Source organism: Actinomadura parmotrematis (assembly GCF_019458805.1).
GTDB classification, from domain to species: domain Bacteria; phylum Actinomycetota; class Actinomycetes; order Streptosporangiales; family Streptosporangiaceae; genus Spirillospora; species Spirillospora parmotrematis.
The window spans coordinates 111993-137095 of sequence record NZ_JAIBOA010000019.1 but is presented as its reverse complement, the minus strand read 5'-3'; the positions used below and the strand labels follow the sequence as shown (position 1 = coordinate 137095).

Sequence of the window (25103 nt, the reverse complement as noted above, 5' to 3'; positions counted from 1 at the left end):
GGGGCCCCCCCCCCCCCCCCCCCCCCCCCCCCCCCCCCCCCCCCCCCCCCCCCCCCCCCCCCCCCCCCCCCCCCCCCCCCCCCCCCCCCCCCCCCCCCCCCCCCCCCCCCCGCCGCTCCCGCTCTCCCGCCCCGCCCCTTCCCCGTCCGCACCGTCCAAGGAGAACCCCTCATGTCCCGGCGTCTAGGTGCCCTGGCGATCACGGCCGGCCTCGCCGTGGCCGTCACCGGCTGCTCCGGCGGAAAGGTCCGCCCGGCGGCGTCCGCGCGGACCGCGTCCTTCGTCTACTCCTTCAACCTCAACGTCGTCACCGACTGGGACCCCGCGACCTCCTACTCCAACGAGATCATCGCGATGCAGAACGTCTACGAGTCGCTGACCAGGTACGACAGCGCGAGCAGGACGGTGAAGCCGCGCCTCGCCGAGAAGTGGACCAGGTCCGCCGACGGCAAGGTGTGGACGTTCACGCTGCGCGACGGCGTGAAGTTCCACACCGGCACCGCGCTGACGTCCGCGGCCGCCAAGAAGGCGATCGAGCGGACCGTCGCGGGCAAGGGCGGCGCCGCCTACATCTGGGATCCGGTCAAGACCATCGAGACGCCGGACCCGCGGACGCTCGTGTTCAAGCTCAAGTACGCCGCACCGCTCGACCTGATCTCGGCCGCCGACTACGGCGCCTACATCTACGACACCGCCGCGCCCGGCGGCGGCGACCTGAAGAAGTACCTCGGGCAGGGCCACGACACCGGCAGCGGCCCCTACACCGTCGCCCAGTGGAACAAGGGCCAGGAGGCCGAGGTCCGGCTCGGCCAGTTCAAGGGCTACTGGGGCGGCTGGAGCGGAGCGCACTACACCGGCGTGGAGTTCCGCGACACCCCGCAGGTCACCACCGCCTGGCAGCAGCTGCGGGCCCGCGACGTCACCTACGTGCACCGCCTCAACCCGCAGCTGTTCGCGCAGGCCAAGAGCACCGGCGGCATCGGCACGCAGGCGACGCCGTCCTTCCAGAACCTGCTCGCGTTCTTCAACACCGCCGCCGGGCCGCTCAAGGACGTCGCCCTCCGCAAGGCCGTGCAGAACGCCATCGACTACGACGGCCTCGTGGCGGCGCTGAAGGGGTCGGGCACCATCGCGAGCGGCATCGTCCCGAACGGGCTGGTCGGCGCCACCACGTCGCTGGCGCTGCACCAGAACACCGCCGAGGCGAAGCGGCTGCTGAACCAGGCCGGGTACGGGCCGGGCAAGAAGTCCCTGACGCTGTCGCTCACCTACGCCCAGGGCGACGACGACCAGCAGACGTTCGTCACGCTGCTCAGCTCGGCGCTCAAGCAGCTCAACGTCACCCTGCGCGCCAAGCCGATGCAGTGGGACGCCCAGTGGGACCAGGCCAAGAACCGCGACGCGGCCGAGCGCCAGGACATCTTCGTCATGTACTGGTACCCCGACTACCCCGACGCCTACAGCTGGTTCACCAACCTGTTCCGCTCCGCCGACCCGGTCAACTTCAACCTGACCTACCTAGACGACCCCGGCGTGGACAAGCGGATCGACGCGCTGCCGCAGCTCACCGCCACCTACCGGACCTCGGCCCAGCAGGCGTACGAGGACCTGCAGCGCGAGCTGGTCGTCGACAAGGCCGTCGTCGCGCCGCTGTTCGTCCAGCAGTACCAGCGCGCGTTCGCCAAGGACGTCGGCGGCTACACCGACGACCCCGCCTACCCGAACGTCGTGTTCGCCTACGACGCGCGGCCCGCGTCCTAGCCATGGCCCGCTACCTGCTCCGGCGGCTGGCCCAGGCCGTCCTCGTGGTCGCCGGCGTCGTCGTGCTCACCTTCGTGGTGATGCGGCTCGTCCCCGGGGATCCGGCGGTCACCTACGCCGGTCCCCGGGCGACGGCGGCCCAGCTCGCGCAGGCGCGCACCGAGCTCGGCCTCGACCGGCCGCTGCCCGTCCAGCTGTGGGACTACCTCGCCTCGCTGGCGCGGGGCGACTGGGGGACGAGCCTGCGCACCAAGCAGCCCGTCCTGGACGACGTCGCCACGGCGTTCCCGGCCTCGCTGGAGCTGGTCGGCACGGCGGTGCTCGTCGCCGTGCTGGCCGGCCTCCCGCTCGGCCTGCTCGCCGCCCGCCGGGGCCGCGGCGGCGCCGACGCGACCGTCCGGATCTCCTCGATGCTGGCGGTGTCGGCGCCGGTGTTCCTGCTGGCGCTGCTCGCGCAGAACCTGCTCGCCACGAAGCTCGGCTGGCTGCCGGTCGCCGGGGAGTACGACCCGGAGCTCGACACGACGTCGCCGCTCACCCTGTTCACCAACGTCACCGCGGTGGACGCGCTGGTCACCGGCAACTGGGCGGTGCTCGGCAGCACGCTCCGCCACCTGGTGCTGCCCGCGCTGGCGATCGCCGCCTACCCGACGGGCGTCGTCGCGCAGATGACGCGGGCGGCGCTCCTGGAGGAGGCGGCGCAGAACCACGCGCGGCTGGAGCGGGCGCTCGGCTTCACCCGCTGGCAGGTGCTGACGCGGTTCTCGCTGCGGCCCGCGCTCGGGCCGGTGCTGGCGCTGCTCGCGCTGGTCTTCGCGTTCTCGCTGGTCAACGCCTTCCTCGTCGAGTCGATCTTCAACTGGCCGGGGCTCGGCCGGTACGCCGCGAACGCGATCCGCTCGTCCGACACGCCCGCGATCGCCGGCGTCACCCTCGCGGTCGCGCTCGCCTACGTCCTCGTCAACCTGCTGGTGGACCTCGCCCAGGCCGCCCTCGACCCCCGCGTGAGGATCGGATGACCGCCGTCGACACGCCCCCCGCCGCGGTGCGGCACCGCGCGGCGGCGACGCACCGCCTGCTGCGCGCCGCCCGCGGCGATCTCCTGGCCGCCGCGGGCGCGGCGGTGCTGCTGCTGATCGTGCTCGCCGCCCTCGCCGCGCCGCTGCTCGCCCCGCACCCCGGCGACGGCACCGACGCGACCCATCCGGCGCAGGCGCTGCTCGGGCCGGGCGGCGACCACCTGTTCGGCACCGACGGCGTCGGCCGGGACGTGCTCAGCCGGGTGCTGTACGGCGCCCGCACCTCGCTGACGATCGTGGTGTCGGTGCTCGCGGTGTCCGCGCTGATCGGGGTGGCGCTCGGCGCCGTCGCCGGGTACGCGGGCGGCCTCGTCCGCGACGCCATCATGCGGGTGACGGACGTGTTCCTGGCGTTCCCGGCGCTGCTGCTGTCGGTGGCGCTCGCGGTCGTCCTGCACCCGGGCGTGCAGGGCGCGATCATCGCGATCACCGCGTCGTGGTGGCCCTGGTACGCGCGGACGAGCGCGGTCACCGCCGCCGCGATCCGGTCGCGCGGCTTCGTCGACGCGGCCCGCTGCCTCGGCGTGCCGCACGCCCGCATCCTGCTGCGGCACGTGCTGCCGAACTCGCTGACGCCGGTGCTGGTGCAGCTGTCCCTGGACGCCGGCGGCATCATCCTGACGGCCGCCGCGCTGTCGTTCCTCGGGCTCGGCCCGCAGGAGCCGACCGCCGAGTGGGGGCTGATGGTCCAGCAGGGGCAGAGCCTGCTCACCACCGACTGGTGGGTGGTCGCCTTCCCCGGCCTCGCCATCGTCGTCACCGCGTTCTGCTTCAACGTCCTCGGCGAGGGGCTGCGCGCCGTCCTGGACCCGCGGCGGGAGGCCGCCCGATGAGCCCGCTGATCACCATCGAGGACCTGCGGGTCCGGGCCGGCGACCGGCTGCTCGTCGCGCTGGACGCCCTGGAGGTCGGGCCCGGCGAGTGCGTCGCGCTCGTCGGCGAGAGCGGCTCGGGCAAGACCACGGTGCTGAACGCGATGCTCGGCCTCACCGGCGGGCTGCGGGTCAGCGGCCGCGTCGTCGTCGGCGGCGTCGACGTCGTCGGGGCGGACGAGCGGGCGCTCGGCCGCGTCCGCGGCTCCGCCGCCGCGCTGATCAGCCAGAGCCCGCAGGACTCCCTGAACCCCACGATGCGGCTCGGCACGCTGCTGAGGCGCGTCCTCGCCCGGCACGGCGTGCGCGGCGCCGAGGCGCGCGAGCGCACCGCCGACGCGCTGCGCAGCGTCCTGCTCGACCCCGGCCTGCTCCGCCGCTACCCGCACCAGGTCTCCGGCGGCCAGGCGCAGCGGTTCGCCATCGCGACGGCCGTCGCGCTCCGCGCCGGCGTGCTCCTCGCCGACGAGCCGACGAGCGCCCTCGACGTCACCGTGCAGGCCTCGGTGCTCGACCTGCTGGCGCGGCTGCGGCGCGAGCAGGGCGTCGCGCTGGTGTTCGTCTCGCACGACCTCGCCGTCGTGTCGGGCATCGCCGACCGCGTCGTCGTCCTGCGGGACGGGCGGGTCGTCGAGGCCGGGCCCGCCGCCGGCGTCCTCGGCGCCCCCGCCTCCGCCTACACCCGGGAGCTGCTCGACGCGGTCCCGACGATCGGGAAGTGACCATGCTCAGTGCGGACCGTCTCACCCTCGGCTACGGGCGGCACCGGGTCGTCCACGACGTGTCGCTGGACGTGGCGCCGGACGCGGGCGGCGTCGCCGTCATCGGCGAGAGCGGCTCGGGCAAGACCACCATCGCCCGCGCGCTGCTCGGCCTCGTCGAGCCCGTGCGCGGGCGCGCCCTGTTCGAGGGCGCCGACATCGCCCGGCTGGACCGCGCCGGCCGCGCCCGCTACCGCGCCGCCGTGCAGCCGGTGTTCCAGGACGGCGGCGAGGCCCTCGACCCGCGGATGCGCGTCGGCGCGTCGATCGAGGAGGCGCTGCGGATGCGCCGCGGGGACGGCCCGACGGTCGCCGAGCTGCTCGCCGGTGTCGGGCTGGACCCGGGGCTGGCCGGCCGGCGGCCGCACCTGCTGTCGGGCGGGCAGCGGCAGCGCGTCGTCATCGCCCGCGCCCTGGCGGTCGACCCGCGGCTGCTCGTCCTGGACGAGCCGACGAGCGCCCTCGACGTCACCGTGCAGGCCCGCGTCCTGCGGCTGCTCGCCGGCCTGCGCGCCGAGCGCGGCCTCGGCCTCCTGCTGATCACCCACGACCTCGCCGTCGTGGCCGGGCTGTGCGCGACGGTGCACGTGCTGTTCGCCGGGCGGGTGGTGGAGTCCGGGCCGGTCGCGGCCGTGCTCGGGAGCCCCGCGCACCCCTACACGCGGGCGCTGCGCGAGGCCGTCCCGCGGCTCGGCGCCGTCCACCGCCCCGCCGGCCGCCCGGACGCCCCGCCCGCCGCGGACGGCTGCCCGTACCGGAGCCGCTGCCCCCTCGCCGTCGACCGCTGCGCCACCGAGCCGCCCGCCCTGGAGGCCGTCGACGGCGACCGCCGCGCCGCCTGCCACCGCGCCGGCGAGCCCGGCTGACGGCCTCAGCCGCCGCCGAAGCGGATGATCAGCGAGGCGTGGACGGTCTCGTCGCCCTCGGCCGCGTAGATGTGCGGGACGTCGGCCGTCCAGCTCGCGTGGCCGCCCGCGGGGACGGTGAACGGCTCCGTCGCCGGACCGACGCGGGCGGTCCCGGCGAAGACGGTCAGGTGCTCGCGGACGCCGGCGGGGTGCGCGGGCGACGTCTGCGGGGGGCCGGGGCGGATCGTCAGCCGGTACAGCTCGGTGATGGCGGCGCCGTCGGTGAAGCTCTCCAGCAGCGTCGCCGACGCCGCCGCCCCGTGGACGGGCTCGACGCGCGGGATCCGGCCGCCCGGCTCGGTGAGCACCGCCGCGAGCGGCACCCCGAGCTGCCCGACGACCGCGTAGAGGGTCTCCAGCGTCGGGTTGCGGGTGCCCGCCTCCAGGCCGGACAGCGTCGCCTTGCCCACCCCGGCCCGGTGCGCCAGCTCCGACAGCGACAGGCCGCGCTCGGCGCGCAGCCGCCGGACCCGGCCCCCCACCTCGGCGGCGAAGGCGGACGTGCTCTCCCTCGGCATCCGCCCAGTATCCCGCCTCCCGCGATGACCGCCCGGCCACCGTCCGTCGAGATGCGGCGTGCTGGGCGCTTTCGATCTTCAAAGTGCCCAGCACGCCGCATCTCGTCCCGGTCCGGGTAGGCTTCGTTCCGTTTACGGAACACACTCCCCCGGAGGTCCTGGTGCGCGAGCGGGACGGCGAAGCGACGATGGCGCCGGAGCGGCCCAGAACGGGCGGCGGGGCGGGGTGGCGGCAACCCGTGACGACCGGGCTGGCGCTCGCGATGGTGGGCTTCACCAGCTCGTTCGCGGTGGTGCTGGCGGGCCTCCGCGCGGCCGGGGCGAGCCCCGCCCAGGCCGCGTCCGGGCTGCTCGCCCTCTGCGCGGCGACCGGCCTCACCGCGATCTACCTGGGACTGCGCCACCGGATGCCGCTCAGCATCGCCTGGTCGACGCCCGGCGCGGCGCTGCTCGTCTCGATGGGACCGCAGCACGTCCGGTTCGGCACGGCCGTGGCGGCGTTCCTCGTCACCGGCGCGCTGCTGGCCGCGACCGGCCTGTCGGCGCGGGCCACCCGCCTCCTGGAGGCGGTCCCGGCGCCGCTCGCGGCCGCCATGCTGGCCGGGATCCTGCTGCCGATCTGCGCGGCGCCCGTCCAGGCCGTCGTGCGGTTCCCCGCGCGGGCCGCGCCCATCGTGATCGTCTGGGCGGTGCTGTTCCGGTTCGCGCGCGGCTGGGCCGTCCCCGGGGCGCTGGCGGCGACGCTCGCCGTCGTCCTCGCCGGGCCGCACGGCGGGACGGGCGGCGCGGACCCGTGGCCCGCGCCCGTCCTCACCGCGCCCGACTTCACCGACGCGGCGACCGTCGCGGGCATCGCGCTGCCGCTGTTCCTCGTGACGATGGCGTCGCAGAACCTCGCCGGCATGAGCGTGCTCGCCGTGCACGGGTACCGGCCGCGGCTCCGGCCCGTCCTCGTCACGACGGGCGCCGCCACCCTCGCCGTCGCGCCGCTCGGCGGCCACGCGGTGAACCTCGCCGCCATCACCGCCGCCATGGCGGCCCGCCCGGACGCGCACCCCGACCCCGCGCGCCGCTGGATCGCCTCGGTCACCGGCGGCGCGGTCTACGTCGTGCTCGGCCTCGCGGCGGGCGCCGCCGTCGTGCTGACGTCGGCGGCGCCGCCGCTGCTCATCGAGAGCGTCGCCGGACTCGCGCTCGTCGGCACGCTCGGGTCGGCGCTGCACACCGCCGTCTCCGATCCGGGCGAGCGCGAGGCGGCCGTCGTCGCGTTCGCCGTGACGGTGTCGGGCATCGCGCCGTTCGGGATCGGCGGCGCCTTCTGGGGCCTGCTCGCCGGCCTCGCCTTCCGCCTCCTGCTGGCCCGCCGGTCGGAGGAATCTCCCAACGATCTAACCGCGCGAGGGCATGCGCTGCTCACTCCCGATAAGGAACCCAGGTGAGGGCCCCACCGGACCGCAGCACCGGGAGAGCGCATGGACGACATCCAGGCCGCGCCCCTCGCCGGTCCCGCCGTCGAACCGGGCGACGGGCGCTACCCCGCCCTCAGCCGCGGCTTCAACCGGCGCTGGATCTGGCCGTGGAAGGGAGGTGGCGCGGGTGTGCCTGGTGAGAACACGATCTGCGGGTGCGGGCGGAATGCGGTGAGCTCATCCGCGTCGTCGACGCCGCCGGGATCGCCGAGCTGGAAGCCGTCCTTCCGCTGCCCGAGCTCGTGACGTTCGGCTCCGCGCTTCTCTACCGGGACGTCTACGACGACCGGGGCGAGCTGGCCGGCGCCGTCAGGTTCGCTTCGGCCGACCTCGTCGATCAGGCCGCGGCCCTGGCCCGCGACCTCTACGAGCGCGGCGAGGAGCTGGACTCCTACTTCCACCGGGAGGTCGCTCCGCTTGCGCCTCCCCGGGAGAAACGGCCGCGGGTTGACCGGAGTCCCCGGCGACGAGCGCGGGCAGACGGTGTCCGGGCGCGCGGAGGAGGTCGTGCAGGCCCGCGACATCAGCGGTGGCGTGCACTTCCACCAGGCGGCCACGCGTCGCGTTCCCCGGCAGCTCCCCGGCGCGGCGCCCGATTCGTCGACCGCCGCGCCGAGCTGCGCGCGCTGGACGCGGTCCTCGACGCGGGCGGCCGCCCGCTCACGCTCGTCGTGGGAACGGCGGGAGCCGGCAAGACCACGCCGGCCCTGCGCTGGGCGCACCTCAACCGGGACCGGTTCCCCGACGGGCAGCTCTACGCCGACCTGCGCGGCTACGATCCCGGTCCGCCCGTCGCCCCGCAGCACGCTCTGGAGGGGTTCCCGGCCGCGCTCGGTGTCCCCCGGCGGAGATCCCCCGCGACACCGGCGGCAGGGCGGCCCTCTACCGTTCGCTGCTCCCCGGCACCCCGGAGACCCCGGTCCTCGCCACCAGCCGGGACCGGCTGTCGGGCCTGGTGGCTCGCGACGGCGCCCGCCGCCTGACCCTGGAGCTGCTCGACGAGCCGTCCGCGGTCGAGCTCCTCGCGATGGTCGCGGGCGGGCCCCGCCCCGCCCGGGACGAGGCCCGCCTCGCCGAGCTCGCCGGGCTGTGCGCCCGGTTGCCGTTGGCCCTGCGGGTCGCCGCCGGACGGGTGGCGCGCCGGCCGGGAACGCCGCTCGACGGGCTGATCGCCGAGCTGCGCGGCGAGATGACCCGCTGGGAGGCGCTCACCGCCGGCGCGGACGGGGACGGGGACGCCGTCCACACGGTCCTGTCCTGGTCCTGCCGCTCGCTGGCACCGGACGCGGCGCGCCTCTTCCGCGTCCTGGCCCTGCATCCCGGCCCCGCCCTGTCCGGCCCGGCCGCCGCCCATGGCGGCGACCGACCTCCGGGACGCCCGGCGGCGGCTGGATATGTTGGCGGGGGCGCACCTGCTCGAACAGCACGCCCACGACCGTTACCAGTTCCACGACCTGCGGCGGGGTTTCGCGATGGACCAGGCCCGGCGGGAGGAGGCTCCGCACACCAGGCGGGCCCTCTCCCGGCGCGTCCTCTTCTGGTACCTGCGCACGGCGGACCAGGCCCAGCACTGGAACAACCCCAACGAGGCCCGGGTGCCCCTCGCCCCGCCGCCTGGTACGACCTCGAACGCGGCAACCTCGCCACCGCGACCCGCGCCGCCGCCGCCGAGAACGGTTTCCCCGACATCGCGTGGCGCCTCGCCCTCGTCCTGCGCGCCATGCACATGCTGTTCAACCAGTTCGACGACTGGATCGCCTGCGCGGACCTCGGCCTCGACGCGGCCCGCCGGACCGGCGACCGTCCCGCGCAGGCCGAGCTGCTGGAGAGCCTCGGCATGGCGCACGCGCAGCGCCACGAGCTCGCCCTCAGCGCGGGCTACCACCAGAGCGCGCTCGAACTGCGCCGCGCCCTGGGCGACGCCACCGCCGAGGCGCTCTCCCTCAACGACCTCGGTCTGCTCAACCTGCGCATGCACCGGCTCGACACGGCCCTGGAGATGTTCGACCGGGCGCGCACCGTCCTCGACGGGACGGGCGGCACCGTCTGAGCGCCCGTCATCTCCACCGACCTCGCCGAAGTCCTCGTCGAGCTGCACCGGCACGACGAGGCCGAGCCACTGATCACCGCCGCGCTGGAGACCTTCCGCGAGCGCGGCGACGGCGGCGGGCAAGGCAACGCCCTCCGCCTCCTCAGCCGGGTCCACCGGGAGCAGGACGACGCCGCCGGCGCCCTGGAGACCGCCACCGCCGCCGTGGCGATCGCCGAGGAGCAGGGCAACCCCGCCCGGGAGGGCTACTGGCTGCTCGAACTCGGGCAGGCCCACCGCCTCACCGGGGACCTCGCCGCAGCGCTCGCCGCGTTCGAGCGCTCCGCGCGGATCCAGCACGGCATCGGCGACCGCGCCCGCGAGACCCTCGCCTGGCACCACGCCGCCGGCGTCCATCACGCCCTCGGCCGGCACGACGAGGCGATCGCCCTGCTGGAGCAGGCCGCCGGACTCTTCCGGTCCATCGACGCCCCCTGGCTGGAGGCGACCTCTCTGGCCGCTCTCGCGGACGTGCAGGCCGACGCGGACCGGCCCGACCTCGCGCAGCGGAGCGCCGCGGCGGCCCGGCGGCTGCTCGACGCCTTCACCGACCCGGCGGCGCGGGCGTTGAAGGAGCGTCTCGCCGCCCGCTCACAGCCGGGCCGTCCAGGTGCCGCCGCCGGCCCGGCGGCGGAGCTCGGCGAGGCGCGCCTCGTCCTCCTCGGCGAGCGCGGCGGCGGCCTCCACCTCGGCCGTCGGCGGCGGCGCGCCCGCCATCAGCCGCGCCCGCGCCGCGACCGCCTCGTCCAGCGTGTCGCGGACCTCGTCGCGGACCTGCCGCTCGATGACCCCGATCGACGCCGGGAGCATCCCGTGCAGCGCCATCGCGCCCGCGTACGCCTCCGCGACCTGCTCGTGCGCCGCCCGCAGCGCCTCGTCGGCGGGCATCATGCCGCCGTCCTGGAGGCGGACGTCGCTCGCGCACTGCCCGGCGATGCTGATGAGCGCGACGCGCAGGCGCGGGATGCCCTCGTCCAGCATCGTCTCCTCGTAGGCGGTCGCGACGAGCCCCGCCATGATCAGCGGCGTCGACCGGTACCCGAGCGGCCCTTCCCTCGTCATGCCGCCTCCCCGGGCAGCCCGGCGCGGATCAGCTCGGCCGCCGCCGCGACCTCGGTCGCGGGCGCGACGCGCCGCCCGTCCCGGACGTCCACGAACCACCACGCGCCGCCCCGCGCGTCCCCGGCCCCGCGCCTGCGCACGTACTCGCACCCGACCGTCACCGCCGCCCGATTCCGGCCCGCCGCGTCGAGGACGATGACGTTCACCACCGGCTTCCCGTCCCGCACCGAGAACGCCGTGACGAACCCCCGGACGCGCGCGACCGCACCGGCCAGGGACGTCAGGTAGGCCGTCCGCTCCCGGTTCGGCACGAACGCCGGCGGGAGGCGGCGGGTCCCGACGTCCGCCACCGGCGGCGCGGCCTGGGAGCCGGTACGTGACGTGGAGGCATGTCGTCCGCTCATGACCGTCCTCGAAAGTGAAGAATTTTTCTGGGCCTGCGGGGCCTATGGGGCCGGACTTCCAGAAGATCACCGAAAGTCGTGCCCTGACTCCGTATTGCACTTGAGTAGAGCAGTGGGCAAACTCCGAGAACAAGGTTTCCAGTGGCCTGCCGGCGCTGTATTCGCGCAGGTGGTGGGGCTGTTGCGAGCCGAACGAGCCGATGCTTTCATTTCGAGTGAAAGCCTCCCCCGGAATGAGGGATGCACGTGTCCGAGGTCCCGGTGAACTCGACCGTCCCGCGCCGCCAGCTCGGCCGGGAACTCCGCGCCCTGCGCAACAAGGCGCGCCTCACCGTGAAACTGGCCGCCCAGGAATTGGAGATCTCCGAGGCCAAGCTCTGGCGCATCGAGACCGGCCAGACCGCCCTCCGCAGCCACGACGTCGAGATCATGTGCCGCATCTACGGCGCCCCGCCCGATCTCGCGGACGCCTTGAAGGGCCTCGCGAAGGAGACCAAGGGGAAGGGTTGGTGGCACGCCTACGGGGACGTGATCCCGGGCGACTTCGACCTCTACATCGGGCTGGAGGGCGCCATGTCCTCGCTGGAGCAGTACTCGACCGAGCTGGTCCCCGGCCTGCTCCAGACCCCCGACTACGCCCGCGCGTTGATCCAGCTGCTCATCCCGGATCTGAGCGACGAGGAACTCGAAAGGCGTGTAGATCTACGCATCCAGCGCCAGACGCTTCTCACTCGATCCACCGCGCCACCCGAACTGAGGATCGCGCTCAACGAAGCCGTCATCCGCCGTCCGCTCGGTGGGCGGGCGGTGATGGCCGCTCAGCTCGACCACCTGGCCGCGATGAATGAACTCTCGAACGTGACGGTGCACGTCATCCCGTTCTCCAAAGAGGGGCATCAGGGACTCGGCACCGGTCCATTCAGCCTGATGCGCTTCCCGACCACGGCCAACGGCCGCGATCACGAACCGCCCGTCGTGTATGTGGAAGGCTTGACCGGAGCGCTTTATCTCGACAAGCCCCACGAGATCGGCCGGTACGCCGCAGCGTTCGACGCCATCAAAAACGTTGCCTTGTCCAGGATCAACAGCTCCTCGCTGTGCCTGGCGACCGCAAGGGAGATGAACGGATAAATGAGCGCTGACCTGTCACGCGCCATCTGGCGCAAGAGCAGCCGTAGCAACGCCGAGCGGGAGTGCGTGGAGGTCGCCCGCGTCCCGGCCGTCGTCGGCATCCGCGACAGCAAGGCTCCGGCCGCTGGCCACCTCGCACTCCCGCCCGCCGCCTTCGCGACCCTGCTCGCGCAGGTGAAGACGGGCGGCTTGGACCTGTAGGACGTGCGTGAGGCCGACAGGGATGCTCCCTGTCGGCCTCACGCGCCGCTCGCCCCTCCCGACAATCACGAAAAGACGACGACCGCGCCCGCAGGCGCCGTTCGAGGAGTGCTACGCCCCACCAACCGCGAGGAGACGACACCCGATGAACACCACCCCGACCCCTGCCACTTGGCGCAAGAGCAGCCACAGCAACACCGAACGCGAATGCGTCGAGCTGGCCGCCCTCGGCGGTGCCGTCGGCATCCGCGACAGCAAGGCCCCCGACGCCGGCACCCTCCTGCTCTCCCGCCGAGCCCTGGCCCGCCTCCTCACCACCGTCTGATCGGACCGCTCGGCGATGACCACCCGGTCGCCATCCGTTGAGATGCGGCGTGTTGGCCACTTTCGAGATCGAAAGTGGCCAACACGCCGCATCTCAACTGTGGACGACCACCCGGTCATGGACGGGCGGGCGACCGGACGGGGGTCAGGGGCTGCACAGGGCGTAGACGGTGAGGGTGATGTCGATGGGCGCTCCGGTGAAGGCGGTGATACTCCAGTGGTCGCCAACGGGGTAGGAAGAAGTGACGTAGGACAGGTAGCCCTTCTGAGTGCGGTAGCCGCCGCCGATCAGGTGGGTGCCGGCCGGGCAGTCCGGGCTGTCGAAGTCGGCGTCGTGTTCGGCGGTGCTGCGGAGCAGCGTGCCGTCGGCCGAAACCGTGACCGGTCGTACGCCCGGACCGGGCGGCCCGGCCGGACCCTGCGGCCCCCTCGGACCTCGCGGGCCGCGTGGACCCGGAGGCCCCTGGCAGCTCACCGTAATGAAGGTGATCTTGCCGCTGTCCTTGACCTTCCGGGTCACCACCTTCCGTCGGCACGAACGGGCGGCGGTGGCCGCGCCTCCGGTGCGCGCCGCACCGCGCACGGCTCCGCCACCTCCGACCGCCCTGGCCTCCCCGACCGTCCCGACCGCCTCGGTCGTCCCCGCCGTCCCTACCGTCTCCGCCGCCTTGACCGTCCCGGTCGCCCCGGCTGCCCTCGCTGCCCCAACTATCCTGGTAGCTCTCGCCGCCCCGGCCACCTCGACCGCCCCGGCTGCCCCGGCTGCTCCGGCTGCTCCGGTCGCCGCGGTGGCGGGCGGAGCGGCAATCGCCGCGGCGGAGGCGGCGAGGACGGCGGCGGAGATGATCACGGATCGCATGTCTTGGAGCCTCGCCCGATCATGCGGGCTCCACGCCCTCCGGACGGCCAAGGTTGGTTCATGCGCCCGCCCTTGGCCGACCCGAGGCGGGCAGGTGCGGCGCGACCATGACCGTCCTACCCTGCCCGGTCGATGACCGGCCGGTCAGATGGCGGAAGGCCGGTCATCCCACCCCCACAGAACCAACGCACTGCGAAGCCCAGGGAAGCCGACACTTACAGCAGCGTTAGGCGCTTGCCTGGCCTCACTCGACGGAGCGGGTCTCCTTGGCCTGTTCAAGGGCCTCGGCGATGGCGGTGAACTCGGTGAGGGCGGCCGTGAGGTCCTCGACGATCTCGCGGGCGATGACCTCCGGCGGCAGCAGGCTGTCAGCGTCCTCCAGGCTCGGATCCTTCAGCCAGGTGATGTCGAGGTTGACCTTGTCGCGCGCCATCAGCTCGTCGTAGCTGAACGGCTTGAACCGCTCGGACTCCTGGCGGCTCTCACGTGGCTCGCCAGGCCGGTAGCTGTCGACGAAGTCTTGCAGGTGCTCCCGGGTGAGCCGGTTCTGCTTGAGCGTGAAGTGCTGTCCGGTGCGGAAGTCGTACACCCACAGCTTCGACGTCCAGGGGGCTTCCGGCCGAGCGGGCTTCTTGTCGAAGAACAGCACGTTGGCCTTCACGCCGCCCGCGTAGAAGATGCCGGTGGGCAGCCGCAGCATGGTGTGAACGTCGAACTGCTTGAGCAGCCGCCGCCGGATCGTCTCGCCGGCCCCGCCCTCGAACAGCACGTTATCGGGCAGGACCACGGCCGCGCGGCCGGGGATGCCGAGCATGGAGGCGATGTGCTGGACGAAGTTGAGCTGCTTGTTCTTCGTCGTGACCCAGAAGTCCTGTCGGCTGTACTCGATGTCCTCCCGGCCGACGCGCCCGTCTTCGCCCACGATGGTGATGGACGACTTGCGCCCGAACGGCGGGTTGGCCAGCACAACGCTGGGATAGATGTTCGACGGCTCGGCGAGCGCGTCTCCCACCTGAATCAGCGACGGACCATTGGGCTTGCCGATCCCGTGCAACAGCATGTTCATCGCCGCCAGCCGGGCCGTGCCATCCACCAGCTCGAAACCTCGAATGCCCTCCCCCGCGAGCCGGTCGCGCTGCTCGGGAGTCATGTTCGCCCCGTGCTTGTCCTGGATGTAGTCATGCGCCGCCAGCAAGAAGCCGCCGGTCCCACAGGCCGGGTCACAAACGATGTCGTCAGGGCCTGGCTGGACGCAGTCCACCATGGCCGCGATCAGCTCGCGAGGCGTGAAGTACTGCCCGGCCCCGGACTTAACGTCCTCGGCACCCTTGGCTAGAAGCTCTTCGTAGGCGTCACCCTTGACGTCGACGCCCTGATTGGACCACTGCTGCCCATTGATCAGGTCGACGATCAGCCTCTTGAGCTTCGCCGGGTCCTGGATGCGGTTCTGCGCTTTGCGGAAGATGACGCCGAGCGTGTCCTTGCGCTGGCCGAACTCCCGCAGGACGTGGTTGTAGGTGTCTTCGAGCTCTTGGCCATCGGCATCAAGCAGCGATTGCCAGGCATCAGCGACCGGCTGGAGAGCTCGATCGGCAAAGATCCCGCGATTGGCGCGCTCATGCCCCATCTTCAGGAAGAGCAGGTACGTGAGCTGCTCGACGTAGTCGATCGTGGAGACACCGTCATCCCGCAGGACATCGCAGTAGTTCCACAGCTTCGCGACCAGCCGCCGCGTTTCCGGAGTGCTCACACCAACGTCTCTTCCTGCGGCGCCTGCTTACTCGTGCCCCGCCGTCCCCGTCGTGCCGAACCGTGCGCCGTCCGTTCAGCCTGGATGCGCTCCAGCAGGACGGACGCCGGCTCATCCGCCGGATCCTGCTCCACCAACCGCCCCGCGAAAGCTTCCGTCAGCAAAGATCGACGCATATGAAGAAAACGACGCTCCAAAGCCGCCAACATGCCAGAGAATCTTTCTATATCCCTGGCAGTCTCTGTAAATTTACGAATGATCTCGTCTTGAAGACTCCGTGAGGGCACTGGAACAGCGAGCATCCTGAGTTTTTCTTGCGGCAAATGTTTGATAGTCGTGCCGGTGAACATATGAGATGCACGACCATTCCTGATGGACTCCTCAAGCATTAGGGCAAGCCATTCAGAGGAAACCTTCCCACCAGGGCGAACTCGATGAAGGGCCTTTTGATAGGAGATATCATCACGATGGCCCGGCCATATAGCACAGCGCCCAGGCTCTCCACCTTCACAAACAAGGAGGTCGCCCTTTTGGAGGGAGAATTTCACACGCTGATCTTCCGACATCGGAACACTATCAACGTTGGAAAGATCAACTTTTCCCCACCGGACGTTCACATTCCGCAGATAGGGCGTCGACTTTCCTCTGTTATTTTTAGAGTCCAACATTTTACCAAGAGCCGTCGTGGCAATATGGCCGATAGGCAGCATTTCCGGATTGTCTCGCAGGGCTTGATAACGCAATTCTTGAAGCGCAGACCTGCGCAAAATGTGGATACGATCGCCAGTATTTGCTAGCAAATCAACAGCCCCATCCAAGAGGGATAGGTGATCTTCGAGAGCGGCGACGATGCGGTGTTGCTCAACGGTGGGCGGGACCGGAACAACTATCTCCTTCAAGGAGTTCTGGGAGATATTGCGCATCGAATCTTTGGTGCCGGTCGCCTTTCGCGATATTTCTTCTCGAATATCCGGCGAACTCAAAAGAAAAACGAGCCAACGATGGTCGACTGAGGCAGACGGAACCAAACGCAGGCTCTTGTCACTGAGGAGTAGCTTAGGGCGGCATTCGCCCACCAGCACCGCAGCTCCTACATAGGCTTCGGTGTTAGCCCTGCTGAGGAGAATATCGCCAGGCTTGATCTCGTTGGCGGGATCGATTTCGATGTCCGCCAGGACCGCCTTGTTCTCCTGCTCCTGAAACTTTCCCCAGGTCATCGCGCTGACCTTGATGATTCCCCACTCTTCCGGTCGAGCGGGGCGGCCTTCGCAGCGGAACGACTTGCCCGCCTCGATCCGTAGGAGCAGGTCGCCGAGCGGAGCCCAGGCCCAGCCGTCGGGGAGATCGGTCATGCAGTGAGGTCCCGGTTCAGGTCGTTGAGGACGGCCTCGGCCCTGGCGTCGCCGAAGGTGTGCAGGAAGCCGTCGATGCCGCCGCGGTCGGTGAAGGGGGGCTTGTCCAGCTCGGTGTGGTCGATGCCGGCCTGGGTGATGACCACGTCGCGGATGCGGTCCAGCCACCACCGCTGATCTGCGGTGAAATCGGCTCCGGCCTGCTGCTGCTTCACAAGCCAGGCAGCGTACCGCTCCTCCACGACACTACGGTGCGGTTTCGGTTCGGTGTCGAGGCCCAGCTCGAAACGGATCAGGCCGATGAGGTCGACCGGGCCGTGCTGGGTGCCGTGCTTGTCGGCGGCGAGGTTCAGCCGCTCGTAGGCGTCCCACAACCGCTGGGGCGTCCACTCGTACGGCGGGCGGGCGATGCGGGTCGCGAGCTCCTTGAGCTTGGCGTAGGCCTCGCGGCCCGGCCGGCCGCTGCGGTAGGCGGCCTCAATCGCGGCGATCTCGTCCTGGTGCTCCTCCAGGTAGGCGCGCCAGGACGTCACCACCTCCTGGGCGCGGAGCGCGGGGTCCTGGGCGGCGGCCTCGATGAGGGTGTCGCGGTTGACCTCGTCCCAGTACACGTCGTGGGCGCGGCGGATCTCCAGCAGGCGCTTGCACAGCTCGGCGTTCTCGGCGAGGGGCCGCACGGCTCGGACGATCAGGTCGTGAACGGCGGCCCGGCCCTGCGGGCCGCCGTCGCCGTACGCCTCCTGGAGTGCGTCGGGGTCGGCGCAGCTCGACACCGAGGCGATCACCTCGGTGAGGGGCCGGCCGGCCAGGTTCTCCAGCTCGGTCCGCTCCTCGGGGGTGATCTGCTTGTTGAGGCGGGCGAGGCGGCCGGCGAGGGTGGACGCCTCCTGCTCGTCGATCGTCAGGCTGCGGGCCTTGCGGAGCAGCTTCTCGAAGCTGATCTGCTTCTCGGTGTGCTGGACGAGCGGGGTGGCGTCCACGCGCGGGGAGTCGGTGACGCCCACGGCGTCGACGATGACGAAGCGGGTCTTCGCCGCGACGTCCGGGGTGACGCGCTGGAGCTCGGCCGGGTCGACCGTCCGGGAGCCCCGGCCCTTCATCTGCTCGAACAGCGCCCAGCTTTTCACCTCGTTGAGGAAGAACACGCACTCCAGCGGCCGGATGTCCGTCCCCGTCGCGATCATGTTGACGGTGACGGCGATCCGCAGGTCCGGGGAGTTGCGGAACTCCGCGATGAGCGCGTCGGGGTCGGCGGCCTTGTAGGTGATCTTCTTGCAGAAGTCGTTGCCCTTGCCGAACACGGTGCGGGCCATGGTCACGATCTCCTCGGCGTGGTTGTCGTCCACGGCGAAGATCAGCGTCTTGGGGACGTGCGTGCGGCCCGGGAAGATCTCGGTGAACAGCCGGTCCCGGAAGGTCTCCAGGACGAGCCGCAGCTGGCCCGTGCTGATCACCTTGCGGCCGAGCTGGGCGCCGGACCAGGCGAGGTCGTCGTCGAGCTCCTCGTAGCGGCGGCGGCGCGTCGGGCGGCTCATGATGGGCACCACGGTGCCCTGTTCGATGGTGGCGCCCTGCTCGGCGTGCTCGGTGCGGATGCGGTAGACGTCGAAGTCGACGTTGACGGCGTCGGCGACCGACTCGCGGTAGGTGTACTCGCTGACGAGGTTCTGGCCGAAGAACCCGAAGGTCTGCTTGACCGGCGTCGCGGTCAGCCCGACCAGGTGGGCGTCGAAGTACTCCAGCACCTGCCGCCACACGCCGTAGATCGACCGGTGGCACTCGTCCACGATGATCAGGTCGAAGCTCTCCGGCGGCAGGTCGGCGCTGTAGGCGACCTCGACGACGTCGCCGGCGTCGTAGCTGTCGTAGCGCTCGTCCTCGGTGTCGGGGTCCACCGGCTCGCCGCGGAGCCGCGCGTACAGCCGCTGCACGGTGGAGATGACGACCTTGGTGGACTCGTTCATGGCCGCGCCGCCGAGCCGCTCGACGTTGTAGAGCTCGGTGAACTTGCGGCCGTCGTCGGGGGTGACGAAGTTGTCGAACTCGGTGAACGCCTGCTTGCCGAGGTTGTTGCGGTCGACCAGGAACAGGATGCGCCGCGCCTTGGCGTACTTCAGCAGCCGGTACGCCTCGGTGACCGCCATGTAGGTCTTGCCCGCGCCGGTGGCCATCTGGATCAGGCTGCGCGGCTCGTCGCGGGTGAGGGACTCCTCCAGGCCGGTGACGGCGCGGGCCTGCGCCGCGCGCAGCCGCCGCGCGTCCAGCGGCGGCAGCGCGCGCAGGCGCCCGCGCAGCGTGGGGGCGCCGGGCTCGGCGTCCGCCTCGCGCATCCAGCGCGCCAGCGTCTCGGGCCGGTGGAAGGAGAACACCGCGCGGGCGCGCGGGGCCGGGTCGAGGGCGTTGGTGAAGTGCGTCTCGATCGCGGTGGTCTCGTAGCGGAACGGCAGCGGCATCCGCCAGGCGGCCACCTGCTGGGACGCCGTCAGCGCGTCGGCGTAGCGGGCCGACTGGGCCTCCACCGGAGTCAGGATGACGCCCTCGCGCTTGGCCTCGATCACCCCGACGATCTTCCGGTCGACGTACAGCAGGTAGTCGGCCACGCCCCTGGCCGTCCCCACCTCCCGCACGGCCACCCCATCGGCGGCGAACAGGTTGATGTCCTTCTCGTCCTGGACGTCCCAGCCGGCGGCGCGGAGCATGCCGTCGACGTGCTCGCGGACCTCGGCCTCCGTCAGCGGCGCGGCGGCGGCGTGCTGGGCGCGCGCGATGAAGGCGTCCCGCTCGGCGGGCCTCACCTTCCCCGCGCCGCCGACCTGCGCGGTGAAGCGCTCCTCGGCCTCGGCCCGCTCCCGCTGCGCCTGCGCGACCGCGGCTTGCAGCGCCTCCCGCTCCGCCAGCGCGCGGGCGAGCTCCTCCTCGACCTGCCGCCGGGCGCGGGCCTCGGCCTCCAGCTTGGAGGTCTCCCCGTCCCGGCTGACGTTGACGGCGGTCAGCCGCTCCTGGAGGCGCTCCAGCTCCGCGCGGAGTTCGGCGAGCTGGGTCCGCTCGGCCGCCGAGTCGGGCGCCCGGCCGTCCGGCACGGGCGGCGGGACGAACCCGGCGGGCGCGGGGGCGTCGCTGCTGGCCCGGTGGAACCAGATCCCGAGCTCGAAGCAGGTCCGCACGCACTTCAGGGCGGCCTGAACGTCCCCCCAGTAGGAGTGGACCGCCCGGTTGCCGGCGTCGCGGACGTCGTCGAACGCCTGGCGGACGTTGGGCCGCAGGACGCCGGCGCGGGCCAGCGCGGCGATCCTGGCGTTGAGGGTCGCGTGCTCGCTCACCGGCGTCTGCGTGCGCGCCACCAGCAGCTTCGCGAGCGTCTCGGCGAACCGCCGGGACCGCGCCATCGCCGCGTCCGGGTCGCTGTAGATGTAGGACTCGGCCGTGGCGCCGTCGAGCACCAGCAGGCGTTCGTGCCGGAGCAGGAACCCGAAGTTCCGCGACCGCCCCGCCAGCTCCTCGAACGAATCGGCCATGCGTCCCCATCCCACCCGATAGACCGAAAGAACAGTACAGAATATCGCCTTCACTCTCTCCTTTCCAGGGCTTTACCGTTCACCTCACCGACTACACGTTCACCAGGGACCGCAGGGGTTCCGCGCCGGCCGGGACGGGATACGGAAATGACCGTTTAATACCTTTCATTCCATTCCTTGGCGCCGCGCGCGGCCGCAGGGCTCGACCGGCCTTTCGAACTCGCGACCGCTACGAGACCGGATCCGAACGGGAGCCGCTGCGCCGCTTCCTGGCCGGCGAGCCCGACGATCTGGCGCGGGCACAGGACCGGTTCGCCATGGTCCGCAACGCCGCCGGTGAGGGCCGGACGTTCCGCAGGGTCCGGATCGCGTCGCTGCCGCCCACCGACTACAGCGCGTACGGCCTGTGGTTCGCCTCCCGCCGCATCGCCGCCGGTGAGGGCATCCGCTATCTCGATCGCGCCCGCGCCGCCGACCTGCCGGATTTCGACTACTGGCTGTTCGACGCGGCGCGCGTCGTGCGCTTGGACTTCGACGAGCACGACCGTCCGGTGCGCGCCGCCTCCATCACCGAGCCCTCGATCGTCACCGAGCCGGCCGCCTTCTTGAACACCGCCCTGGCGCGCTCGGTGGCACGCGACGAGTTCGCCAGGGCGCTCGGGCTCGGGTGACCTGCCGGGCGCGGCCGCCCTCCGGGACGGCCGTGAGGCGTTCGCCGGACCGCCCGTTCAGGCGGCGGCGACGGCTCGCGCGCCGCACTAACTGCGTTGTTGATGCAGATGCGACTTATTTGCAATAGTGGAGCGCATGACCTACTCGCTGCCCGATCTCCCCTACGACTACGCCGCGCTGGAGCCCGCCATCACCGGCGAGATCCTGGAGCTGCACCACGACAAGCACCACGCCGCCTACGTCAAGGGCGCCAACGACACGCTGGAGAAGCTGGCGGAGGCGCGCGACAAGGAGCGGTTCGGGGGGCTCGTCGGGCTGGAGAAGACCCTGGCGTTCAACCTGTCGGGGCACGTGCTGCACACGATCTTCTGGGACAACCTGTCGCCCGACGGCGGCGACCGGCCGGGCGGGGAGCTCGGCACGGCGATCGACGAGCACTTCGGGTCGTTCGAGGCGTTCAAGCAGCAGCTCACCAGCGCCACCGCGACCGTGCAGGGGTCGGGCTGGGGCGTGCTCGGCTGGGAGCCGCTCGGGCGGAAGCTGATCGTGCAGCAGGTCTACGACCACCACGGCAACGTCGGCATCGGCGCCACCCCGCTGCTGGTGTTCGACGCCTGGGAGCACGCCTACTACCTGCAGTACAGGAACGTGCGCCCCGACTACGTCGAGAGGCTCTGGGACCTCGTCAACTGGAACGACGTCGCCGCGCGGCTGGCGGCGGCCAAGGGCGCCTGACCGGCGCCCCCATGGACGCGGCGCCCACCAGGCCGGGATCATGCTCAGAACACGTTCCCGCACGGCCCGGTGGGCGCCGCAGCGTCCAGATCGGGTGTCAGCCGTCGAGGCGGCCGCGGCGGCGGGTGGCGATGACGATGCCCGCGCCGACGGCGACCGCGCCGGCCCCGAGGGCGGCCAGCGGCAGCGCCGAGTCGCTGCCGGTGTGCGGCAGCGGCTCGGTGGCGCGGGGCGCGGAGCCCTGGTAGTCCGGGGCGCCGCAGGCGCCGGAGCCGGGAGCGGCGGCGTCGCGGCCGGCCGCGCCCGCGGGCATCCCCGGGCAGCAGCCGGGACGGTTCGCGCCGCTCCCGGACGGGCCGCCGGACCCGGGCGTCGTGCAGGACGTCGGGGCGCGGTCGGCCACCGGCTGGCGGTGCGGCTTCTGCGGGCGGTGCGGGCGGCGGTGGCAGCGGGTGCCGTGCCCGGCGGGCCCGGCCCCGTGGCCGTCGCCGGAGTGCGCGGACGGCTTGCAGCAGCCCGGGGCGGCCTTCGCCCCGCCCGCGGCGCCGTAGCCGTCGGCGGGCGGCGTGCAGGGCGCGGCGGCCTGGTAGCCGTTGGGCCGGCCCGGCGCGACGACGGCGTGCGCATGCGCGTGCGCGGCCCTGGCCCTCGCCTTGGACGGCGTGGGCTTCGGGGTCGGGGTCGGCGGCGGGGGCGGCGGCGGCGTCACGGTGACGGTGGCGCGGGCGCGGGCGGTGCGGCCGCCGTAGAGGACCTTGGTGGTGTTCACCAGCTTGCCGGGGTGCGCGTCGGACGCGACGCGCGCCGTCACGGTGACGGTCGTCGACTTGCGGTAGGGCACCCGCAGCCGCTTGCAGACGACCTTGGTCTTCTTCGCCGCGCATCCGCCGCTCGCGGCGGTCGCGGTGAGCCCGTCGGGCAGGTCGTCGACCAGGCGCGCGGCGTCGACCGGGACGAGGCCGGTGTTGCGGATCCGCATGGTGTAGCGGAGCGTCTGCCCGGGGCGGACGCGGTCCGCCGACGCCTGCTTGGTCACCGCGAGGCGCGGCGGCATGGGCGGCCCGTCGGCCGGCGCGGCCGGCGCGGCGAGCGCGGTGCCGGGCGCCAGCAGCGCGGCGGAGCCGAGGACGAGCCCGACCGCCGTCCCGGCCTGCGCCGCGGCGGCGCCCCTCCTGCCGCGCCGGCCGTCGCCGCCGGTCTCGTCACGGGCAGGCTCTTCATGTCCACGGGCTGCGCTGTCGGTCACCGGACCCCTTCCTCGAGGCAAAGAATTTTCAGATACTGAAAGTCACTGATCGCTACTCAAGGTGATACCGCCCGGCGGGCCGATGTGCGGCCAGCAACACGCGGGACGGGCCGATCGATGGTGTCAGCGGCCGGGGCGCCGGCCGTCGTCGAGGTACCGCAGGACGGCGGTGACGCGCCGGTCGGCGCGGTCGGCGGGGGCCAGGCCGAGCTTGGCGAAGATGCTGCGGATGTGCTTGTGGACGGCGCCCTCGGTGACGACGAGGCGCTCGGCGATCGCGGTGTTGCCGAGGCCCTCGGCCATGAGCGCGAGGACGTCGCGCTCGCGGGCGGTGAGCCGCTCCAGGCCGCCGTCCGGGCGGGAGCGGGTGAGGAGCTGCGCGACGACGTCGGGGTCGATGGCGGTGCCGCCCGCCGCGACGCGGTGCAGCGCGTCGAGGAACTGCTCGACGCGGCCGACGCGCTCCTTCAGCAGGTAGCCGAGCCCGTCGCCGCCGGTGGCGAGGAGCTCGGTGGCGAACGCCCGCTCGACGTAGGCGGACAGGACGAGGACGGCGAGGCCGGGGTGACGGCGGCGCGCCTCGACGGCGGCCCTGATGCCCTCGTCGGTGTGCGTCGGCGGCATCCGCACGTCCACGATCGCGACGTCCGGCCGGTGCTCGTCGACGGCGGCGAGGAGCGCGGCGGGGCCGCCGGCGGTGGCCACGACGTCCAGGGACTCGGCGCGGAGGAGCAGCGCGACGCCCTCGCGCAGCAGCGGGTCGTCCTCGGCGATCACGATCCGCACGGGAGCTCCACGGTGAGGACGGTCGGCCCGCCGGGCGGGCTGGTCAGGGTGAGGCGGCCGTCGTGGGCCTCGGCGCGGCCGCGGATGCCGGCGAGCCCGGACCCCAGGTGCCCGCCGGCCGCGCCCGCGCCCTCGGCGGCGCCGCCGACGCCGTCGTCCTCGACGCGGAGGACGAGCCGGTCGCCGCGGCGGCGGAGGACGACGGCGGCGGCGCGGGCGCGGCTGTGCTCGGCGATGTTGGTGAGGGCCTCGGCGGTGACGAAGTAGGCGGTCGCCTCGGCGGACGCCGCGCACCGGCCGGGGACGTCGACGTCGACGCGGCAGGGCACCGGGCAGTCCGCGGCGAGCCCGGCGAGCGCCTCGGCGAGGCCGCGGTCGGCGAGGACCGGCGGCAGGATGCTCCGCACGACGAGGCGGAGCTCGGCGAGGGCCTGCTCGGCGGCGTCGTGGGCGCGGCCGAGGGCGGCCTCGGCGGTCGCCGGGTCGCGGGCGAGGGCGCGGCGGGCGGCGCCGAGCAGGACGGTGACGGCGACGAGGCGGTTCTGCGCGCCGTCGTGCAGGGACCGCTCGATGCGGCGCAGCTCGGCGGCGTGCGCGTCGAGCGCGGCGGCGCGGGTCGCCGACAGGTGCGCGACCCGCAGCGACAGGTCGGCGCCCGCCGCCGGGGCCAGCAGGCGGCGGCCCGGCCACGCCTGGACGCGGGCGAGGCCCGGCCCGACGATCAGAAAGCAGACCGCCAGCGCCATCCCGTAGAGGCCGACGGCGAGGGCGGACGGCTCGTCGCGGACGGTCCACGGGACGAAGCTCGGCGTCGCCTGGTCGCGCGGCAGCATCCGCCACCAGAGCGGGTAGGTGAAGTCCTGCACGGCGTTCGCCGTGAGCACCACCCCGAACGCGCTGATCAGCAGGCCCCAGGTGGCGTGGACGGCGACCCAGCCGAGGTCGCGGCGGACGGTGGCGTCGGCGAGGGCGGCGCGGAGGCCCGCGGGCGCCCGGCCCGCCGGCATGATCTCGGCGCCGGAGCGCGACAGCCGGTGCCGCTCCCGCTCGGCGACCGAGCGGGCGAGGCGCGGCGCCGTCGGCGCGAGCAGCAGCCCGATCCCGAGGGGGCAGAGGGCGGCGACGGCGGCCGTCCACACCAGCGCGACGAAGGCGAGCAGCGCCGTGCCGAGGCCGCCGATGAGGTGCTCCACGGCGTCCAGGACGGCGCGGGCGTGCGCGACGAGCGCACCCCGCCATGCGTCCGTTCTGCCCTGCTCCGCCACGTTACGCACCCCCTCGCCCCGGACCCTAGGGGGCGCGGCGGGCCGTGTCAGGTGATCGCCGAAGGAGTACAGCCTGCTGTACCGCGGACCGGGCAGCCGGCGGGATCGAGCGCGGCGGCGGCCGTCCGTAGCGTCGTCGGCACCCCCTCCGACCGCCCGAGGAGCCCGCGATGAACGACCCGACGGCCGCGCTGCGGCCGCTGCTCTGGCTGCTGCTGGTGATCAGCGCGGCGGGCTGGGCGCTGGTCGCCGGGACGCTCGCGGGCGGCGCGGCCTTCGGCGCCCTCGGCGCCGCGGCCGCCGCCGGCCTGATCGCCGACCACTACCGCCACCGCCGCTGAGGA

Annotated in this window: 24 protein-coding genes and 1 pseudogene; 15 read left to right on the top strand and 10 right to left on the bottom strand. The window is 72.9% G+C overall.

The window, feature by feature from the left end; genetic code table 11:
- The first annotated feature begins 171 nt into the window (after window positions 1–171).
- From K1Y72_RS26615 to K1Y72_RS26595, 5 genes are read left to right on the top strand one after another with little or no spacing between them, the layout of a single operon-like run.
- Window positions 172–1761 carry an ABC transporter substrate-binding protein gene (locus K1Y72_RS26615; protein WP_220169212.1) on the top strand — a complete coding sequence of 530 codons (1590 nt, stop codon included), beginning with the start codon at window positions 172–174 and terminating at the stop codon, window positions 1759–1761.
- 2 nt (window positions 1762–1763) lie between these two features.
- The gene (locus K1Y72_RS26610) at window positions 1764–2780 is read left to right on the top strand and encodes an ABC transporter permease (protein WP_220169211.1); all 1017 of its coding nucleotides are present in this window, start codon (window positions 1764–1766) and stop codon (window positions 2778–2780) included.
- Window positions 2777–3673, top strand: coding sequence for an ABC transporter permease (locus K1Y72_RS26605; protein WP_220169210.1), 897 nt, complete (start codon window positions 2777–2779; stop codon window positions 3671–3673). Before K1Y72_RS26610 ends, K1Y72_RS26605 begins: the two co-directional genes overlap by 4 nt.
- Window positions 3670–4434, top strand: coding sequence for an ATP-binding cassette domain-containing protein (locus K1Y72_RS26600; protein WP_220169209.1), 765 nt, complete (start codon window positions 3670–3672; stop codon window positions 4432–4434). The genes K1Y72_RS26605 and K1Y72_RS26600 overlap by 4 nt, the downstream gene beginning before the upstream one ends.
- Before the next feature lie 2 nt (window positions 4435–4436).
- A complete protein-coding gene (locus K1Y72_RS26595; RefSeq protein ID WP_258573847.1) occupies window positions 4437–5339 on the top strand; it encodes an ABC transporter ATP-binding protein in 903 nt (300 codons plus the stop codon).
- A gap of 5 nt (window positions 5340–5344) precedes the next feature.
- Here K1Y72_RS26595 and K1Y72_RS26590 read toward each other — a convergent pair whose 3' ends face one another.
- Window positions 5345–5899, bottom strand: a complete 555-nt coding sequence (locus tag K1Y72_RS26590) for a helix-turn-helix domain-containing protein (RefSeq protein ID WP_220169207.1) — start codon at window positions 5897–5899, stop codon at window positions 5345–5347.
- Window positions 5900–6138: 239 nt separating this feature from the next.
- Between K1Y72_RS26590 and K1Y72_RS26585 the strand changes: the two genes are divergently transcribed.
- The 4 genes and pseudogenes from K1Y72_RS26585 to K1Y72_RS37625 form a co-directional block, all read left to right on the top strand.
- Window positions 6139–7338: a benzoate/H(+) symporter BenE family transporter gene (locus tag K1Y72_RS26585; protein WP_308287243.1), complete on the top strand. Its 1200-nt coding sequence runs from the start codon at window positions 6139–6141 to the stop codon at window positions 7336–7338.
- A 185-nt stretch (window positions 7339–7523) separates the two neighbouring features.
- Entirely contained in the window at window positions 7524–8351 is an 828-nt protein-coding gene (locus K1Y72_RS37630; RefSeq protein WP_372453005.1) for a DUF6879 family protein, read from the top strand.
- 737 nt (window positions 8352–9088) lie between these two features.
- A complete protein-coding gene (locus K1Y72_RS26575) occupies window positions 9089–9418 on the top strand; it encodes a tetratricopeptide repeat protein (protein WP_220169205.1) in 330 nt (109 codons plus the stop codon).
- 9 nt (window positions 9419–9427) lie between these two features.
- Window positions 9428–9859: pseudogene (locus K1Y72_RS37625) on the top strand (tetratricopeptide repeat protein); the annotation flags it as partial.
- A 189-nt stretch (window positions 9860–10048) separates the two neighbouring features.
- On the opposite strand, the gene K1Y72_RS36655 reads toward K1Y72_RS37625, so the two are convergent.
- The gene (locus K1Y72_RS36655) at window positions 10049–10519 is read right to left on the bottom strand and encodes a hypothetical protein (RefSeq protein ID WP_258573798.1); all 471 of its coding nucleotides are present in this window, start codon (window positions 10517–10519) and stop codon (window positions 10049–10051) included.
- Window positions 10516–10923, bottom strand: a complete 408-nt coding sequence (locus K1Y72_RS36650) for a hypothetical protein (RefSeq protein ID WP_258573797.1) — start codon at window positions 10921–10923, stop codon at window positions 10516–10518. Before K1Y72_RS36650 ends, K1Y72_RS36655 begins: the two co-directional genes overlap by 4 nt.
- Window positions 10924–11169: 246 nt before the next feature.
- Between K1Y72_RS36650 and K1Y72_RS26560 the strand changes: the two genes are divergently transcribed.
- From K1Y72_RS26560 to K1Y72_RS26550, 3 genes are all read left to right on the top strand, one after another.
- On the top strand, window positions 11170–12054 hold the full coding sequence (locus K1Y72_RS26560; protein ID WP_308287242.1) for a helix-turn-helix domain-containing protein: 885 nt from the start codon (window positions 11170–11172) through the stop codon (window positions 12052–12054).
- Window positions 12055–12255, top strand: a complete 201-nt coding sequence (locus K1Y72_RS26555; protein WP_220169202.1) for a DUF397 domain-containing protein — start codon at window positions 12055–12057, stop codon at window positions 12253–12255.
- 145 nt (window positions 12256–12400) lie between these two features.
- Window positions 12401–12580: a DUF397 domain-containing protein gene (locus tag K1Y72_RS26550; protein ID WP_220169201.1), complete on the top strand. Its 180-nt coding sequence runs from the start codon at window positions 12401–12403 to the stop codon at window positions 12578–12580.
- A 144-nt stretch (window positions 12581–12724) separates the two neighbouring features.
- Here K1Y72_RS26550 and K1Y72_RS26545 read toward each other — a convergent pair whose 3' ends face one another.
- The 4 genes from K1Y72_RS26545 to K1Y72_RS26530 form a co-directional block, all read right to left on the bottom strand.
- Window positions 12725–13099 (bottom strand): hypothetical protein, encoded by a 375-nt coding sequence (locus K1Y72_RS26545; protein ID WP_220169200.1) that lies wholly within the window; start codon window positions 13097–13099, stop codon window positions 12725–12727.
- A 583-nt stretch (window positions 13100–13682) separates the two neighbouring features.
- Window positions 13683–15188, bottom strand: a complete 1506-nt coding sequence (locus K1Y72_RS26540; protein WP_220169199.1) for a class I SAM-dependent DNA methyltransferase — start codon at window positions 15186–15188, stop codon at window positions 13683–13685.
- Complete coding sequence (locus tag K1Y72_RS26535) at window positions 15185–16540, bottom strand: restriction endonuclease subunit S (RefSeq protein WP_220169198.1); 1356 nt, start codon at window positions 16538–16540, stop codon at window positions 15185–15187. Before K1Y72_RS26535 ends, K1Y72_RS26540 begins: the two co-directional genes overlap by 4 nt.
- Entirely contained in the window at window positions 16537–20055 is a 3519-nt protein-coding gene (locus K1Y72_RS26530) for a DEAD/DEAH box helicase family protein (RefSeq protein ID WP_220169197.1), read from the bottom strand. The genes K1Y72_RS26535 and K1Y72_RS26530 overlap by 4 nt, the downstream gene beginning before the upstream one ends.
- Window positions 20056–20063: 8 nt before the next feature.
- Between K1Y72_RS26530 and K1Y72_RS37620 the strand changes: the two genes are divergently transcribed.
- Together K1Y72_RS37620 and K1Y72_RS26520 are read left to right on the top strand one after the other, a co-directional pair.
- Window positions 20064–20726, top strand: a complete 663-nt coding sequence (locus K1Y72_RS37620; protein ID WP_372453007.1) for a DUF6879 family protein — start codon at window positions 20064–20066, stop codon at window positions 20724–20726.
- Window positions 20727–20862: 136 nt separating this feature from the next.
- Window positions 20863–21462, top strand: a complete 600-nt coding sequence (locus tag K1Y72_RS26520; RefSeq protein WP_220169195.1) for a superoxide dismutase — start codon at window positions 20863–20865, stop codon at window positions 21460–21462.
- A gap of 97 nt (window positions 21463–21559) precedes the next feature.
- On the opposite strand, the gene K1Y72_RS26515 is transcribed toward K1Y72_RS26520, so the two are convergent.
- The 3 genes from K1Y72_RS26515 to K1Y72_RS26505 form a co-directional block, all read right to left on the bottom strand.
- Window positions 21560–22708 carry an LPXTG cell wall anchor domain-containing protein gene (locus K1Y72_RS26515; RefSeq protein ID WP_220169194.1) on the bottom strand — a complete coding sequence of 383 codons (1149 nt, stop codon included), beginning with the start codon at window positions 22706–22708 and terminating at the stop codon, window positions 21560–21562.
- Between the two features lie 123 nt (window positions 22709–22831).
- Window positions 22832–23494, bottom strand: coding sequence for a response regulator transcription factor (locus K1Y72_RS26510; RefSeq protein WP_220169193.1), 663 nt, complete (start codon window positions 23492–23494; stop codon window positions 22832–22834).
- Complete coding sequence (locus K1Y72_RS26505) at window positions 23482–24768, bottom strand: sensor histidine kinase (RefSeq protein WP_220169192.1); 1287 nt, start codon at window positions 24766–24768, stop codon at window positions 23482–23484. The genes K1Y72_RS26510 and K1Y72_RS26505 overlap by 13 nt, the downstream gene beginning before the upstream one ends.
- A gap of 161 nt (window positions 24769–24929) precedes the next feature.
- Here K1Y72_RS26505 and K1Y72_RS26500 point away from each other — a divergent pair, with 161 nt between their 5' ends.
- Window positions 24930–25100: a hypothetical protein gene (locus K1Y72_RS26500; protein ID WP_220169191.1), complete on the top strand. Its 171-nt coding sequence runs from the start codon at window positions 24930–24932 to the stop codon at window positions 25098–25100.
- Window positions 25101–25103: the final 3 nt, after the last annotated feature.

Coding starts and splice junctions, on each gene's coding strand:
- K1Y72_RS26615 (WP_220169212.1), top strand. CDS start 172: ATGTCCCGGCGTCTAGGTGCCCTGGCGATCACGGCCGGCCTCGCCGTG.
- K1Y72_RS26610 (WP_220169211.1), top strand. CDS start 1,764: ATGGCCCGCTACCTGCTCCGGCGGCTGGCCCAGGCCGTCCTCGTGGTC.
- K1Y72_RS26605 (WP_220169210.1), top strand. CDS start 2,777: ATGACCGCCGTCGACACGCCCCCCGCCGCGGTGCGGCACCGCGCGGCG.
- K1Y72_RS26600 (WP_220169209.1), top strand. CDS start 3,670: ATGAGCCCGCTGATCACCATCGAGGACCTGCGGGTCCGGGCCGGCGAC.
- K1Y72_RS26595 (WP_258573847.1), top strand. CDS start 4,437: ATGCTCAGTGCGGACCGTCTCACCCTCGGCTACGGGCGGCACCGGGTC.
- K1Y72_RS26590 (WP_220169207.1), bottom strand. CDS start 5,899: ATGCCGAGGGAGAGCACGTCCGCCTTCGCCGCCGAGGTGGGGGGCCGG.
- K1Y72_RS26575 (WP_220169205.1), top strand. CDS start 9,089: ATGCACATGCTGTTCAACCAGTTCGACGACTGGATCGCCTGCGCGGAC.
- K1Y72_RS36655 (WP_258573798.1), bottom strand. CDS start 10,519: ATGACGAGGGAAGGGCCGCTCGGGTACCGGTCGACGCCGCTGATCATG.
- K1Y72_RS36650 (WP_258573797.1), bottom strand. CDS start 10,923: ATGAGCGGACGACATGCCTCCACGTCACGTACCGGCTCCCAGGCCGCG.
- K1Y72_RS26555 (WP_220169202.1), top strand. CDS start 12,055: ATGAGCGCTGACCTGTCACGCGCCATCTGGCGCAAGAGCAGCCGTAGC.
- K1Y72_RS26550 (WP_220169201.1), top strand. CDS start 12,401: ATGAACACCACCCCGACCCCTGCCACTTGGCGCAAGAGCAGCCACAGC.
- K1Y72_RS26535 (WP_220169198.1), bottom strand. CDS start 16,540: ATGACCGATCTCCCCGACGGCTGGGCCTGGGCTCCGCTCGGCGACCTG.
- K1Y72_RS26530 (WP_220169197.1), bottom strand. CDS start 20,055: ATGGCCGATTCGTTCGAGGAGCTGGCGGGGCGGTCGCGGAACTTCGGG.
- K1Y72_RS26520 (WP_220169195.1), top strand. CDS start 20,863: ATGACCTACTCGCTGCCCGATCTCCCCTACGACTACGCCGCGCTGGAG.
- K1Y72_RS26500 (WP_220169191.1), top strand. CDS start 24,930: ATGAACGACCCGACGGCCGCGCTGCGGCCGCTGCTCTGGCTGCTGCTG.